This is a genomic window from Streptococcus porcorum, from assembly GCF_053203725.1.
In genome coordinates this window covers 20744-35489 of record NZ_JBRUDG010000012.1, presented here as the reverse complement: position 1 = coordinate 35489, position 14746 = coordinate 20744, and the positions used below count along the sequence as shown (strand labels likewise).

15 protein-coding genes and 1 pseudogene are annotated in these 14746 nt (G+C 40.0%); 13 read left to right on the top strand and 3 right to left on the bottom strand.

What is annotated here, in order from left to right; all coding sequences use genetic code 11:
* Positions 1-106: 106 nt before the first annotated feature.
* On the bottom strand, positions 107-1372 hold the full coding sequence (locus tag ACVRWY_RS04685) for a replication-associated recombination protein A (protein WP_354368404.1): 1266 nt from the start codon (positions 1370-1372) through the stop codon (positions 107-109).
* 154 nt (positions 1373-1526) lie between these two features.
* Here ACVRWY_RS04685 and ACVRWY_RS04680 point away from each other — a divergent pair, with 154 nt between their 5' ends.
* The 7 genes from ACVRWY_RS04680 (at position 1527) to ACVRWY_RS04650 (ending at position 6917) form a co-directional block, all read left to right on the top strand.
* Positions 1527-1997: a DUF3013 family protein gene (locus ACVRWY_RS04680; protein ID WP_354368406.1), complete on the top strand. Its 471-nt coding sequence runs from the start codon at positions 1527-1529 to the stop codon at positions 1995-1997.
* A gap of 162 nt (positions 1998-2159) precedes the next feature.
* Positions 2160-3113 carry a 50S ribosomal protein L11 methyltransferase gene (gene prmA / locus ACVRWY_RS04675; RefSeq protein WP_354368463.1) on the top strand — a complete coding sequence of 318 codons (954 nt, stop codon included), beginning with the start codon at positions 2160-2162 and terminating at the stop codon, positions 3111-3113.
* A gap of 1 nt (position 3114) precedes the next feature.
* Positions 3115-3861 (top strand): 16S rRNA (uracil(1498)-N(3))-methyltransferase, encoded by a 747-nt coding sequence (locus tag ACVRWY_RS04670; RefSeq protein WP_354368408.1) that lies wholly within the window; start codon positions 3115-3117, stop codon positions 3859-3861.
* A gap of 3 nt (positions 3862-3864) precedes the next feature.
* Entirely contained in the window at positions 3865-4581 is a 717-nt protein-coding gene (locus ACVRWY_RS04665; RefSeq protein ID WP_354368410.1) for a DUF554 domain-containing protein, read from the top strand.
* Between the two features lie 108 nt (positions 4582-4689).
* Positions 4690-5532, top strand: coding sequence for an aldo/keto reductase (locus ACVRWY_RS04660; RefSeq protein ID WP_354368465.1), 843 nt, complete (start codon positions 4690-4692; stop codon positions 5530-5532).
* A 334-nt stretch (positions 5533-5866) separates the two neighbouring features.
* Positions 5867-6523, top strand: a complete 657-nt coding sequence (locus tag ACVRWY_RS04655; protein WP_354368412.1) for a helix-turn-helix domain-containing protein — start codon at positions 5867-5869, stop codon at positions 6521-6523.
* Entirely contained in the window at positions 6516-6917 is a 402-nt protein-coding gene (locus tag ACVRWY_RS04650; RefSeq protein ID WP_354368414.1) for a hypothetical protein, read from the top strand. Before ACVRWY_RS04655 ends, ACVRWY_RS04650 begins: the two co-directional genes overlap by 8 nt.
* Here ACVRWY_RS04650 and ACVRWY_RS04645 read toward each other — a convergent pair.
* Positions 6914-7060 carry a hypothetical protein gene (locus tag ACVRWY_RS04645; protein WP_354368416.1) on the bottom strand — a complete coding sequence of 49 codons (147 nt, stop codon included), beginning with the start codon at positions 7058-7060 and terminating at the stop codon, positions 6914-6916. The two genes, ACVRWY_RS04650 and ACVRWY_RS04645, sit on opposite strands and share 4 nt — an antisense overlap.
* 43 nt (positions 7061-7103) lie before the next feature.
* On the opposite strand from ACVRWY_RS04645, the pseudogene tnpA reads away from it, so the two are divergent.
* A pseudogene (gene tnpA / locus ACVRWY_RS04640) lies at positions 7104-7548 on the top strand (IS200/IS605 family transposase).
* Between the two features lie 131 nt (positions 7549-7679).
* Here tnpA and ACVRWY_RS04635 read toward each other — a convergent pair.
* The gene (locus ACVRWY_RS04635; RefSeq protein ID WP_354368418.1) at positions 7680-8720 is read right to left on the bottom strand and encodes a M42 family metallopeptidase; all 1041 of its coding nucleotides are present in this window, start codon (positions 8718-8720) and stop codon (positions 7680-7682) included.
* A 187-nt stretch (positions 8721-8907) separates the two neighbouring features.
* Here ACVRWY_RS04635 and ACVRWY_RS04630 point away from each other — a divergent pair, with 187 nt between their 5' ends.
* The 5 genes from ACVRWY_RS04630 (at position 8908) to ACVRWY_RS04610 (ending at position 14700) form a co-directional block, all read left to right on the top strand.
* Positions 8908-11124 carry a RelA/SpoT family protein gene (locus ACVRWY_RS04630; protein WP_354368419.1) on the top strand — a complete coding sequence of 739 codons (2217 nt, stop codon included), beginning with the start codon at positions 8908-8910 and terminating at the stop codon, positions 11122-11124.
* A gap of 7 nt (positions 11125-11131) precedes the next feature.
* Positions 11132-11575 carry a D-aminoacyl-tRNA deacylase gene (gene dtd / locus ACVRWY_RS04625; RefSeq protein WP_354368421.1) on the top strand — a complete coding sequence of 148 codons (444 nt, stop codon included), beginning with the start codon at positions 11132-11134 and terminating at the stop codon, positions 11573-11575.
* 90 nt (positions 11576-11665) lie between these two features.
* Positions 11666-11863 carry a hypothetical protein gene (locus ACVRWY_RS04620; protein WP_354368423.1) on the top strand — a complete coding sequence of 66 codons (198 nt, stop codon included), beginning with the start codon at positions 11666-11668 and terminating at the stop codon, positions 11861-11863.
* A 360-nt stretch (positions 11864-12223) separates the two neighbouring features.
* Positions 12224-13963: an SH3 domain-containing protein gene (locus ACVRWY_RS04615; RefSeq protein WP_354368425.1), complete on the top strand. Its 1740-nt coding sequence runs from the start codon at positions 12224-12226 to the stop codon at positions 13961-13963.
* A gap of 11 nt (positions 13964-13974) precedes the next feature.
* Positions 13975-14700, top strand: coding sequence for a DUF6287 domain-containing protein (locus ACVRWY_RS04610; protein WP_354368427.1), 726 nt, complete (start codon positions 13975-13977; stop codon positions 14698-14700).
* Positions 14701-14746 lie beyond the last annotated feature (46 nt).

Sequence of the window (14746 nt, the reverse complement as noted above, 5' to 3'; positions counted from 1 at the left end):
ACATAGATGTGAATTCGTATACCACAGCAGTTCTTTTCTGTACTTTTATGATACCATATTCAAAAAATTTTTCAAGTCAAAAACAGGATTTTTTTGCAATCGTTTTCTATTTTGAGAGTTTATCAATTCGTTCTTTATTGAGCCCAAGGGCACGTTCGTATTTTCCTGTTGCGTTAGCGGTAAAATAATTGGCTTGTTTGAGTTTGTCAGGAAGGTAGTCTTGTTTAACCCATTTTTCAGGATAGTGATGTGGGTAAAGGTAGTCTTTGGCATTGCCGAGTTCCTCACTACCTGAATAGTGTCCGTCCCTAAGATGTCGTGGGATAGCAAGATGACCTGACTTTCTAAGGTCAGCTAGTGCGGCATCTATGGCAAGATAGGCTGAGTTTGATTTGGGTGAGAGAGCGAGGTCAATTATGACATTAGCAATCAAGATTCGTGCTTCAGGAAAGCCAATTTTTTGTGCCGCCTCCATAGCAGTGACGGTGTGAATCTGAGCTTCGGGGTTGGCTAAACCAATGTCTTCATAGGCGATGACAATTAGTCGGCGTGCTAAACTGGGTAAATCCCCAGCCTCAATCAATCGTGCAGCATAGTGCAGACTAGCATTGACATCGCTACCTCGTATGGATTTTTGTAAGGCAGATAGGGTATCGTAGTGACTATCTCCTGACTTATCCATACTGATGAAAGAGCGTTGTAAGCTATTTTGAACAGCATCTAGATCAATGTAGCGACGGCCATCGCTTTCCTTGGTAGAAAGAACAGCTAATTCTAGTGAATTGTAGGCAGCACGTAGGTCACCATTAGTGGCAGTAGCGATAAAATCAATCACTTCTGGAGCAAGATCAATATTGCCTTTAAGTCCATTTTCTTTGTCTGAGATGGCACGGTTTAAGGCCTCTGTAATGTCTTGGTTGCTTAAGGGCTCTAGTTCAAAGATTTGTACTCGGCTACGGATAGCTGGTGTGACAGAGAAAAATGGATTTTCTGTTGTAGCCCCAATCATGGTTAGAGTACCGTTTTCAAGTAAGGGTAATAAAAAGTCCTGTTTGGTTTTGTCTAGCCGATGGATTTCATCTAGTAACAGAACAAGCCCACCTGAAAATTTTGCCTCTTCAGCAATCTCTTGTAGGCGTTTTTTACTGTCAATGGTTGCATTAAAAGTGCGAAAAGCGTATTTGGTCGTGCCAGCAATAGCTGAGGCAATCGAGGTCTTTCCAATCCCTGGTGGTCCAAATAAAATCATAGAGGTTAAGCGATTAGCTTCCACCATACGACGGATGATTTTTCCCTCGCCAACCAAGTGTTTTTGCCCAATCACATCCTCAATGGTTTTGGGGCGCATCCGCATAGCAAGATTCGTGTCCATAGTCCTCCTTTAACAATTTTTAAAAATTAAAGAAGCTGGTATTAGAAGGGACTTTACCAGCTTAGTATTTGAGCAAGGGAGTTTTTTATGGTCCTGTTTTTTTGCTCTTTAAATGGTATAATCATTATATCATATATAGATTAAGGAAGTTATTATGGCGAAGTTTGGTTTTTTGTCGGTTTTAGAAGAAGAAATGGATAAGCATTTTCATTATGATTATGCGATAGATTGGGATAAGAAAAATCATGCTGTTGAGGTGAGTTTTATTTTAGAGGTAGCTAATCAAGCTGAGGTTGAGATGGTAGATGATGAGGGAAATGCCTTTGAGGAGGACATTGCACTTGAGGAATTTGTCATTTTTTACAATCCTAATAAGTCTCGCTTTGAGACAGAAGATTATCTCCTAGCCTTACCTTTTGACCCTAAAAAAGGCTTTTCACGAGAGTTTTTAGCTTATTTTGCTAGCCAGCTCAACACGGTTGCTGAAAATGGTTTAGATGGCATTATGGATTTTTTAGCAGATCCAGAAGCTCAAGAGTTCACTTTGGTTTGGGATCAAGAGGCTTTTGAAAAAGGTAGAAGAGAATTGGTAGAAGGCGAGTTTTACCCCTATCCGAGGTATTGAGACGAATTGATTTGTCAGAGAGTATGGGCTGGCAATTTAACGATGAGATAGGGTGGAACAAAATAGTTATTTATTGATTAAAAAATTCAGAAAGGAATGAAATAGGGACTAGATGTTACGGCATTTTTTCGGTCAGTAAAAGGTCCTTCAATAGATTATATGATGAACTCATGGCAAGAATTAACGATTCACGTGCATCGTGATGCAGAAGAGGCAGTTTCAAATCTCATGATTGAAACGGGCAGTCAGGGGGTGGCTATTAGCGACTCAGCTGACTATGTGGGGCAGGAGGACCGTTTCGGCGAACTCTATCCCGAGGTGGAGCAGTCAGATATGATTGCGATTACGGCCTATTATCCTGATACTGTGGATATTGAGGAAGTTAAGGCAGATTTGGCGACTCGCTTGTCGGATTTGACAGGCTTTGGTTTAGAGACGGGTCAGGTCAGCCTAGAAAGTCAAGAATTGGCAGAGGAAGACTGGGCGGACAACTGGAAGAAATACTATGAGCCAGCCCGCATTACCCATGATTTGACCATTGTGCCGTCTTGGACCGACTACGAGGCGACTGCTGGTGAGAAGATTATCCGCCTAGATCCAGGTATGGCTTTCGGTACGGGTACTCATCCAACGACCAAGATGAGCCTCTATGCTCTTTCTCAGGTCTTGCGTGGTGGCGAAACGGTCATCGATGTCGGCACAGGCTCAGGCGTTCTCTCTATTGCCAGTTCTCTCTTGGGTGCTAAGGAGATTTACGCTTATGACTTGGATGAAGTGGCGGTGCGTGTGGCTCAGGAAAACATTGACCTCAATGCCAATACTAGCAATATTCATGTCGCAGCAGGCGACCTGCTTCGTGGCGTTGACATTAAAGCAGAGGTTATCGTTGCCAATATCTTGGCGGACATTCTCATCCATCTGACCGAGGATGCCTACCGTCTGGTCAAGGACGAGGGTTACTTGATTATGAGTGGCATCATCGCGGACAAGTGGGACATGGTGCGAGCATCTGCGGAGGCGGCTGGTTTCTTCCTCGAAACCCACATGATTCAAGGCGAGTGGAATTGCTGTGTCTTCAAGAAAACCGCTGACCGCTCAGGTGTGATTGGAGGCTAGGATGCAGCAGTATTTTGTCAATGGCAGAGCACCGCAGGGTGTTTTTCAGATAGGCGATAAGGATACAGCCAAGCATATGTTTTCTGTCATGCGCTTGCAGGCAGACGACCAGATTGTCCTCGTTTTTGACGACGGGATCAAACGCTTGGCACGGGTAGTGGACAGCCAGAGCCAATCTGTTGAAGTCATCCAAGAATTGGCAGATAATGTTGAATTACCCGTTTCCGTGACCATTGCCATGGGCTTTCCCAAGGGAGACAAGCTCGAATTTGTCGCCCAAAAGGCAACAGAGTTAGGTATGGCAGCTCTTTGGGCCTTCCCAGCTGACTGGTCTGTGGTCAAATGGGATGGTAAAAAATTAGCCAAAAAAGCAGAAAAGTTAGAAAAAATCGCCCAAGGTGCAGCCGAACAAAGCAAACGCAATCGCATTCCAGCTATTCGATTATTTGAGAAAAAAGCGGATTTCCTAGCTCAGCTGGCAGGCTTTGATCAGATTATTTTAGCCTACGAAGAGGCCGCCAAAGAGGGCGAACAAGCCAATCTAGTGAAAATCTTATCTGGCTTAGAAGCTGGCCAATCAGTCCTTGTCATTGTCGGTCCAGAAGGTGGCGTGTCGCCTGAGGAAGTAGCCGCATTTGAAGGAGCAGGAGCGGTCAAGACAGGTCTTGGTCCGCGTATCTTACGAGCAGAAACGGCTCCACTTTATGCTCTTTCTGCCATTAGCTACGCGACGGAATTGTTGAGGTAGTCCATGTTTGCCTTAGGAACAATTATCAATACCATCGCTATTGCCCTAGCAGGTTTTTTAGGCTCTTGGTTTGGACACTTGTTGAAAGACCGCCATCAGTCAGGCTTGTTTTTGGCCTGTGGTCTCGCTGTTCTTTTTCTAGGGATTTCAGGTAGTTTAGAGGGGCTCTTGGTCGTTGTTGATGGTCAAATAACTAGCCAAAATAGTATGCTTCTTGTTGTCAGTCTAGTTTTAGGAAGCTTGATTGGAGAACTGCTTCATATCGAAGGTTGGTTTGAAAAATTGGGGATGTGGCTTCGAGAAAAATCAGGTAATGGTCAAGACTCTCAGTTTTTAGATGCTTTTTTGACAGCTTCTTTAACCGTTTGTATTGGGGCTATGGCAATTGTCGGCTCCATTGAGGACGGTTTGACAGGAAATTATCGCTTGCTGGCTATTAAGAGTATTCTAGATTTTATTATCATCTTTGTTATGACCACTAGCTTGGGCAAGGGGGCTGGATTTTCGGCCTTACCTGTTTTTATCTTTCAAGGTTCGGTTACTATTTTAGCACGGTTGATTGAACCTATTATGTCAGAACAGGCACTTGCCAACTTATCTTTAATCGGTTCTGTTCTTATTTTTTGTGTTGGTGTTAATATTATTTGGGATAAAAAACTCCCTGTCGCCAATATGCTACCTGCTATTTTACTTGCGGTTTTATGGTCTTATCTTACTTAAGGCTACAGTGGGATTTTGCACAGAAAGCTCTGATAAAGTAAGGGTTTTCTTTGTTTTTGTTTCTTTATTGTTTTATAATGAAGAAAGAAAACAAAAGGAGGTCAGATGATGAATCATTATCAATTAGCTAATGGCTTAAATATCCCTAAGATTGGTTTTGGAACTTGGCAGATTCCAGATGGTGAAGAGGCTTATCGTGCGGTTTCTTATGCTCTTGAAGCGGGTTATCGTCACATTGATACGGCTCAGATTTATGGTAATGAAAAGAGTGTCGGCCAAGCGGTAGCAGATAGTTCGATAGCACGTGAGGAAATTTTTTTAACCACTAAGGTTTGGAATGATCAATTAGATGCCAAGGGAGCGCGGGCGTCCATTGAGCAATCTATGGAAAAATTAGGGGTGACTTACCTAGACTTGGTTTTGATTCATTGGCCAAATCCTAAAGCTGTGCGAGAAAATGGCGCTTGGAGAAAGCGTAATGCAGAGGTCTGGTCGGCGATGGAGGAGCTTTATCAAGAGGGGAAAGTGCGAGCTATTGGCGTATCTAACTTTATGATTAGCCATCTAGATGAGCTCTTAAAAACTGCTAAGGTTATCCCTCATGTCAATCAAGTCTTATTAGCCCCTGGTTGTCCGCAAGAAGATTTAGTAGCTTACTGTAGAGATAAAGAGATTTTATTAGAAGCCTATAGCCCATTTGGGACAGGGACTCTTTTTCAAAATAACCTTGCTCATGAACTAGCAGAAGCGACAGGTTATTCTGTTGCTCAAGTGGCGCTGGCTTGGTCCTTAGCTAAGGGCTTCCTCCCCTTACCAAAATCCAGTAGTCCTGAAAATATCAAGGCTAATCTAGATGTATCAGGGCTAAGTTTGAGTCCAGAAGCACTCCAAAAGCTAGATCAATTAGAGGGGATTAAAGCTCAGAAAAATCCTGATGAAGTTGATTTTTAAAACATAAAAAAAGCTTGACAGTTTCAAGCTTTTTTTATGTTCAATGGGTTACCATAGAAATTTTAACGATTGGCACGATAAGCCCAGTAAGCGAAGACACCTACTTTAACAGCAGTATAAGCCAGAGTACCTGCTAACATTTCTCCACCTCCTTTCTCTTAATTATAGGTATCAGATATTAATGAAAATACCAACTGATAACTGATATATACCATCTCATTGATAATTCCCTCCTTTATCTAGTAAAACCATATTATCAAATATACGGAATCGGAGAAATGACACTTTTGTCCACATTTTTTGAGAACAACCCAAAATTTGTTATAATGTCTTTATGATAACTGATGATAGCTTAAAAAAAGAACTCGGTAATCGTATTAAAAAATTGAGAATAGAGCAGGGGCTTAGTCGAGCAGATGTCTGTGGGGATGAGGTTTATGTTAGTTCAAGACAATTAGCACGTATTGAGCAAGGAGAGCATCTGCTAAAAGTGTCCATTGCCTTATATCTAGCAGAAATCTTTCAAGTTTCTGTAGAACAACTTTTAAATCCAGTTCCAGAACGATACTATCAATTGAAGGCTAAGGCTATTCATTTTGCTACTCAAGGCGATAAGAAACAAATGGAGGAAAGAGAAGATATTATTAGAGATCTTTATACTTATTACAATATCCTTCCAAAGCAAGAAAAAGAAAGTATTGATTTATTAGATATCACGGCTAAACTGCTACATAGCGGTGAAACACAGACTGCCAGAGGGTACTTTTTTCAATTTTTAAAACGTCCTCTCTCTTCTGTAACAGATATAAAAGAATTAGATTTACTATGGATTGATTTTTACTTTATTTATATCTCAATTGATGAAAGTTGTTATAATGAAAAAATTTTTAATTATACTGAGTTTGTCCTTTGTTTTCATTGGATCTATATATATTTATATTCAGTACAATTTAGCTCGATACTCCGTCTATTATGCTACTCATATGCCTAGAAAAGATGGAGCTAGACCCGAATTGGTCATGGCATTAGAGAACTCATACTTCATTGATAAACCAAATACTGAAAATGTTCAATTTTATGAGGATGATAGTCAAACCATATATCTTAATAAAGATGCATATTTTACCAAAGACTATAAAGGATATTACATAAGAGTAGAAAAGCAAAAGGAACTCTATTTTTACAATACTGATTTAACTGGAAAACTAATATCATACTTCTCCCCAGATGATAAACAAAAGCCAAAATCCCTGAATAGGAAGACTTTACAGGAAATTGAAGACATATTAAATCCTGCAACTGAAGATATTATTAAGGCTCAAAAAATCCCCTTTATTAACCTTCAGAAACTATTCAACCAAAAATATGAATCAACATTTAACTAACAAAAACCTAGAGAATGACCAATTTTCCATTCTCTAGGTTTTTCTATTATGGCTTCGAGCCAGTTTTTCTCGTAGAGAAAAACAAGAAAACCACCAGCTATGCTGGTGGCTGACAAGGCTTTGAGCTTCCATTTCTTTTTCATGTTATAATCTAATTGTTCAGGTTAGATAAAGGAGGAAAAAGAAATGGCTAAAACCAGTTACAGTTTATCACATACCAAATGGATGTGCAAATATCACATAGTTTTCACACCTAAGTACCGGAGAAAATCCATTTACTACAAAATTAGACAGGACTTAATTGATATTTTCCGTCATCTATGTCAATACAAAGGCGTGGAAATCATTGAGGGACACATGATGCCAGACCATGTTCATATGCTTGTCTTGATACCCCCAAAACTTTCGATTTCCGATTTTATGGGATATTTGATAAACACGCTAATTTAAAATATAAGTATGGAAATCGAAAGTTTTGGGCCAGAGGCTACTATGTTAGTACCGTTGGGCTGAACGAAAAGACAGTTGCGAAATACATTCGCGAGCAGGAGAAAAATGACATTGCACTTGATTCTTGAGTGTCAAAGAGTATGAAGATCCATTTTCAGATGGCAGTTTTAGAACAAGATAAAAGCCCGTTGTTACGGGCATTAGTCAAGTAATTATAGCACTAACCTGAACGAAGTTCAGCGAACGTCTTTAGACATCGCTGGAGAGAAACGGCTTATATCCGGTGTACAAGCCACCCGTTTTCACGGGTGGTTATGACTCCAACATCTGACTCATTAGGTAAGCGTGGATGAGTTTTTCGGTAGCTTCGATGGAGTCTGTATGGGTGCGTTCATAGGCATGGCTAGCTTCAATGCCTGCACCTAAAAGTGCGTGGCGTACCTCTGCTCCAGCTCGCATAGCAGCCGAGGCATCTGAACCATAGTAAGGGTAGATGTCTAATTTGTAGGGAATTTGGTGTGCTTCTGCTAGTTGGACGATGTGTTGGCGGAGGCCATAGTGGTAAGGTCCAGAAGCATCTTTGACACAGATAGAGACGGTGTATTCGTCTGTTTGTTGGTCATCTCCTATAGCTCCCATATCGACAGCTAAATACTCTAGAGTTTTTTCAGGGATACTAGAGTTGGCACCGTGTCCTAATTCTTCAAAAGCGCTAAAGTAGAAGTGGGTTGTATAGGGGAGTTTCACTTGATTATGCTGGTATTGTCTTAGGAGGTTTAAAAGGATGGCTGCCGAAACTTTGTCATCTAGGTGACGTGATTTGATAAAACCAGTTGGGGTAATCTGAGTTCTTGGATCAAAGGAAATAAAGTCTCCGACCTGGATGCCAAGTGCGCGTGTTTCTTCAGCAGAGGTGACTTTTTCATCTAGTCGGACTTCCATATTGGTCTGATTGCGTTCAGCAGTCCCAGCATCCTTATAGACATGAACAGAAGTTTGGTGCATGAGAATCGTACCTGATATGGTTTTGCCATTTTGAGAAACATGGACGGTACAGTTTTCACCTTCTATGGCATTGTAGGTGAAACCGCCGATCAAATCAAGTTTGAGACGCCCATCTGGCTTGATGGCACGTACCATAGCCCCTAAGGTGTCTAGATGGGCGGTTAGTAGTCGATGCTGATCATCATTTTTTCCCATTACGGTAACAAGCAGACCATCTTTTGGGGTGCGGTTGGCTTTGTAACCTAAGGAAGTGACCTCAGCTTCAACGTAGTCCATGATAGCCTTGGTAAATCCTGTTGGAGAAGGGATTTGAGTGAGTTTGGTAAGATAAGTTAGGGTTTCTGACATAAATGTTCCTTTTCTATTGAGATATGATAAGTCCATTATAGGATTTTTAACAGTGGCTTTCAAGAAGAAGTGAGGTATTAAAGCTTAACCTGCTGTCTGATTTTGGTAAAGTTTTTTTATTTTTAGGCTAAAAAATGGTAAAATGGGAACAATATAATTTAAGTTGATGATTGTAAAGAGGAAAGAGATGCCTAAAGAAAAAAATTTGACAGGAGAAGAGGTTCTGACACTTGCAGCCTCTTATCTGAATGAGGAAGATGTTGCCTTTGTTAAGAAAGCTTTAGAATACGGAGAAAAGGCCCATGAGGGACAATTTAGAAAATCTGGTGAGCCTTACTATATCCATCCTATCCAAGTTGCTGGTATTTTAGCTCAGCTACATTTAGATGCTGTTACGGTGGCTTGTGGCTTCTTACATGACGTGGTTGAGGATACGCCTTATACTTTAGATGACATTGAGGAGGCTTTTGGTCCAGATGTTAGGATGATTGTTAATGGCGTCACCAAGCTTGGAAAAGTGGAGTATAAATCTCATGAGGAGCAGCTAGCAGAAAATCATCGCAAGATGTTGATGGCCATGTCTCAAGATATTCGTGTGATTTTGGTGAAGTTAGCAGACCGCCTTCATAATATGCGCACACTCAAACATTTACGCCCAGACAAGCAAAAACGTATTTCACGTGAAACGCTAGAAATTTATGCCCCACTAGCTCATCGTCTAGGGATTAGCCGTGTAAAATGGGAACTTGAAGACCTGTCTTTTCGCTATCTTAATGAACAGGAATTTTATCGTATTTCCCACATGATGACGGAAAAACGTCGTGAGCGTGAAGCTTTAGTGGATGAAATTGTCAATAAAATTAAAACCTATACCGAAGAACAAGGTCTTCATGGAGATGTTTATGGTCGTCCAAAGCATATTTATTCCATTTACCGTAAAATGCATGATAAGAAAAAACGGTTTGATCAAATCTTTGATCTGACGGCCATTCGTTGTATCATGGAGACTCAAAGTGATGTTTATGCCATGTTGGGCTACATCCATGAGTTGTGGCGTCCTATGCCTGGTCGTTTTAAGGACTATATTGCCAATCCTAAAGCTAATGGTTACCAGTCTATCCATACAACTGTCTATGGTCCAAAAGGTCCTATTGAGATTCAGATTCGTACCCGTGAGATGCATGAAGTGGCGGAGTATGGGGTAGCTGCACACTGGGCTTACAAAAAAGGCATGAAAGGCAAAGTTGACGGACGTGAACAAGCCCTTGGCATGAACTGGATTAAGGAATTAGTGGAGCTTCAAGATGCCTCTAGTGATGCGCAAGATTTTGTTGATTCGGTTAAAGAAGATATCTTTGCTGAACGCATCTATGTTTTTACCCCAACAGGTGCTGTACAGGAGTTACCGAAAGATTCAGGTCCAATTGATTTTGCTTATGCTATTCATACCCAAGTTGGAGAAAAAGCAACAGGTGCCAAAGTAAATGGTCGCATGGTGCCATTAACGGCAAAATTAAAAACAGGTGATGTTGTTGAAATTGTCACCAACAGTAATTCTTTTGGTCCAAGCCGTGATTGGATTAACATTGTTAAGACCAATAAGGCCAGAAATAAAATTCGCCAGTTCTTTAAGCATCAAGATAAAGAGCTCTCGGTACATAAAGGCCGTGAGATGCTGATTGATTACTTCCAAGAACAGGGATATGTTGCCAATCGCTACCTTGATCGTAAGCATATTGAGGATATTTTACCTAAGGTCAGCTACCGTAATGAAGAAGCACTTTACGCGGCTATCGGTTTTGGCGAAATTAGCCCTATTAGTGTTTTCAACAAATTAACTGAAAAAGAACGTCGCGAAGAAGAGCGAGCTAAAGCTAAAGCAGAAGCAGATGAGTTACTAAATGGTGGCGAAATCAAGCATGAGAAAAAAGATGTTTTAAAAGTTAGAAGTGAAAACGGTGTAATTATTCAAGGGGCGTCAGGACTTCTTATGCGTATCGCCAAATGTTGTAACCCTGTCCCTGGTGATGCTATTGAAGGCTATATCACAAAAGGCCGTGGGGTTGCCATTCACCGATCTGATTGTCACAATATTAAGAGTCAGGAGGGCTACGAGCAACGCTTGATCGAAGTCGAATGGGATGATCAGCATTCAAGTAAGGATTACATGGCAGAAATTGACATCTATGGCTTGAACCGTTCTGGTCTTTTAAACGATGTCTTGCAAGTCTTGTCAAATATGACCAAGAGCGTATCTTCTGTCAATGCTCAACCGACAAAAGATATGAAGTTTGCTAATATTCATATTGCTTTTGGGATTCCGAACTTAGATAGTCTCACAACAGTGGTTGATAAGATAAAAGTGATTCCAGATGTTTATTCTGTTAAGCGAACAAATGGGTAGGTGCTAGATGAAGATTATCATTCAACGTGTTAAAGAAGCCTCTGTTGCTATTGAAGGAAAAAATCATGCCAGTATCAAACAAGGTTTTCTTCTTCTAGTTGGTGTTGCTCCAGATGATCAGCAAGATGATATGGATTATGCCATTCGAAAAATCGTTCAGATGCGGATCTTTTCTGATGAAAATGATAAGATGAACTTGTCTTTGCAAGATATTAATGGTGAAATCTTATCTATCTCCCAATTTACCCTTTTTGCAGATACTAAAAAAGGAAATCGCCCAGCCTTTACAGGTGCCGCTAAGCCTGATTGGGCTAGCCAATTTTATGACCAATTTAATCAAAAATTGGCACAGTTAGTACCCGTTAAAACTGGTATTTTTGGAGCTGATATGCAGGTATCTTTAATTAATGATGGTCCAGTGACCATCATTCTAGATACAAAGCACAGATAGAGGTTAGAAGGACCTGTATAGTTTTTCTTTGATCAAATCCCTTGCCGTTAGGTAAGGGATTTGATGCTTTTAGATGGTGGTGGCTTGTTTTTGAAAAGGTTTTCGCTTGATGGTATAATAGAAGTGAAAAAGAGATACGGGGTGATTCTGATGTTGGTTTTAAGCTTTAATAGTGACCGTATCTGGTCTGTGGGAATTTGGTTACTACTTTTTGTGGTCCTTCGTTATCTTGGTCGGCAAGATGCAAGTGACAAGGATCAAAAAGGTTCTTTTGGGACCTTACTTTGAGATATTTTCTAATGTTTGGAGGTGATGATGATGTTAAAGGACCTTCTTGAAATTTTATTCATTATTACGCTAACTGGGGTGGGAGTCTGGTCCTGTGTCCAATTGATTAGGATTTTTGAACATCATATGGAAGACGTTTAAAGAGGTGGACGAAAGTCCACCTCTTTTTAACTGATGAAGATGACTAAGGATTGTCCATCACTTTTTAGTCATATATAATGGTTATTATATCATGAAAAAATGATAAAAAAAAGACTTGTTTTTAATTATTTTTTTGTTATATTTAAGGTGTTCGGTACCGACAATAGAAAAATATGGCATACCTTAGTTATTTATCTAGAGTAAATGAGGAGGTAAATCATGGAAAATCTTAAAAAGTATCATTTCAATTTATTGTTACGAAAATGTACAGTTGGTATGTTGTTGGTAGCAGGAGGATTGTTAACAGGAAATCGTCAAATAGTTTCAGCAGAACAACAGGAATCGCCAACAGTTTCAGTGGTTGAGACACTTTCTGAAGTGTCAAATCCAATAGATAATCTAACGACAAGCGGGGATGCTATCGAGTATAGTTCTACACAACTCCAATCTCAGGATAACTCTATTATTAATCCTGAGGTTGGAATTGTATCAGAAAAGGATTCAGTATTAGATAACAGTAATGAAGTCGAGGCTTCAGGTTATGATGAATCTAAGAAGGTAGTAGAGTCGGAGTTAATTTTATCAGATGGAGTTACGAATCAATCACTCTCTAATAATGAGACTAAACAGAATGAACCAATTATTTATTTAGAGCCTAATACGAGTGCACATGTAGAATATATAAGTGTAGATGAAGCATCAGAAAATACAGTCAATGAATCTACCAACAAGATATTCTATAGTGATCGAAGCGCTACTTCAAGCCTTATTGGTGATAACTACCGTTGGAAAAATGGAAATATCAATACCGATGTGGATAGTTGGGGCTATCCTGTCAGACAGTGTACTTCTTTTGTTGCGTTTCGTTTGGCAGAAACAAATGGTTTCTCTAATGTTAGTTATTTAGGTAATGCTGGTTCTTGGGGATATTCAGCTGTGAATAGAGGAGCAACAGTTGATTCGATTCCAAATATTGGGGCAGTGGCGTGGTTCAGACCAGGTGAAGGATGGTCTGACTCTACCTACGGACATGTTTCATGGGTAGCTGCAGTAGAAGGTACTGATGTGATCTTGGAAGAATACAACCGTTCACCCAATAAGTATGCTTATGGAACATTTAGAATGCCAATTAAATTAGTGAGTGGTTTTATCCATTTCAAAGACTTAGTAGCACATGACACTAGCTCCTCAACATCAAACGCTGTAAATGGAGGTGGGACACTTGCTTCAAGTGGTACTTACCATTTTACAACAAGATTATATATCAAATCAGAGCCTAAGATATCTAGTCCAAATCTTGCGTATTATGATGCAGGTCAATCTGTTAATTATGATAAGATTTTAAGTTCAGATGGATACAAATGGATTAGTTATTTATCCTTCCAAGGGAATCGACGTTATATAGCAGTTCAGAAAGAACAGACTACACCTACTCCTTCCACTACTACAGGAAATATTATTATACAAAATAAAAATGATGTTTCTGGCTCGTTTGATGTTGTTATTACCAATGTATATAGTCCTAAAGGTCTTAAAGAGGTAAAAATTCCAGTATGGTCATCCGAGAATGGTCAGGATGATTTAGTGTGGTATAGCGGAATCAAACAATCAGATGGGACATATAAAGTATCGGTAACCTCAAATAATCATAAAAATTCTGTAGGACTTTATAATATCCATCTTTATTATGTGAAAAATGATGGTACTCTTGAGGGAGTTGCTACAGCAACAACAGTTGTTAATAAAAATACTTCTCAAGTAACCCTACCTCAAAGTGGCACTTATCATTTTACAAAGCGTTCTTATATAAAATCCTCCCCTACAATGTCTAGCCCTGATCTTGCGTATTATGATGCAGGTCAATCTGTTAATTATGATAAGGTATTAATTTCAGAAGGTTATCAGTGGATTAGTTACATTTCATATGCAGGCAATAGGAGATATATCGCTGTCAGTTAGGAGGCTTTAAAATGAAAAAAGTACATCTTAGTTTAGTGTGTTTAGCCGTGTTAATATTATTTAGTGGTTGTTGGAAAGAAGAAAGCAAGAGTCAGCAAGTGGAGTCTGTGCCTAAGACTAGTCAAAGTAGTCGTCCATCGCAATCAAAATCTTCCACTTCCAAGTCTTCCTCAACAGCTAGCTCTTCAAACCAAACTGAGTCCTCTCAAACAGTAGAAAAATTACAAGAGAATCAAGTCGATTCTTCAACTGAGCTTTCTGAGGATGCTTCTCTCAATTCAGCTGTGGAAACAGTGCCAGAATCATCTATGGAAGAAACAGTAGTATCAGATGGCGCAGTAGCTGAGCAAACCACTACTCCAGCACCACAAGGAGGAGAAGTCGCTTCTCTTTCTGCTCAAGAAGATGGGACACCTTCTGCTTTAAATCAGCTTATCAGTGGAGATTATAGTGCTATTGCGGGAACTTGGTCAGATAATCTAGGAAATAGTGTCGTTGTTGATGCTGGTGGAGAGGTTCAGATGGTGTATGCCGATGGTCGGATACTTACTTACCATATTATAGAAGGAACTGGGGCACTTCAAGGGATCCATGTTTATCAAGCTAGCATGGGTGATCCATCAGGTACAGCTAGTGTCCCTGATTTGCGCTACACAGCTTCTCAATCAGGTCAGGATAGTTTATATCTTGTACCAAGAGGAACAGAGGTTGGATTTAATACCTTGTACCGTACTTAATAAATGATTGATTTAGTTGATTTTATAAAAATAGGCTTGGGATAAT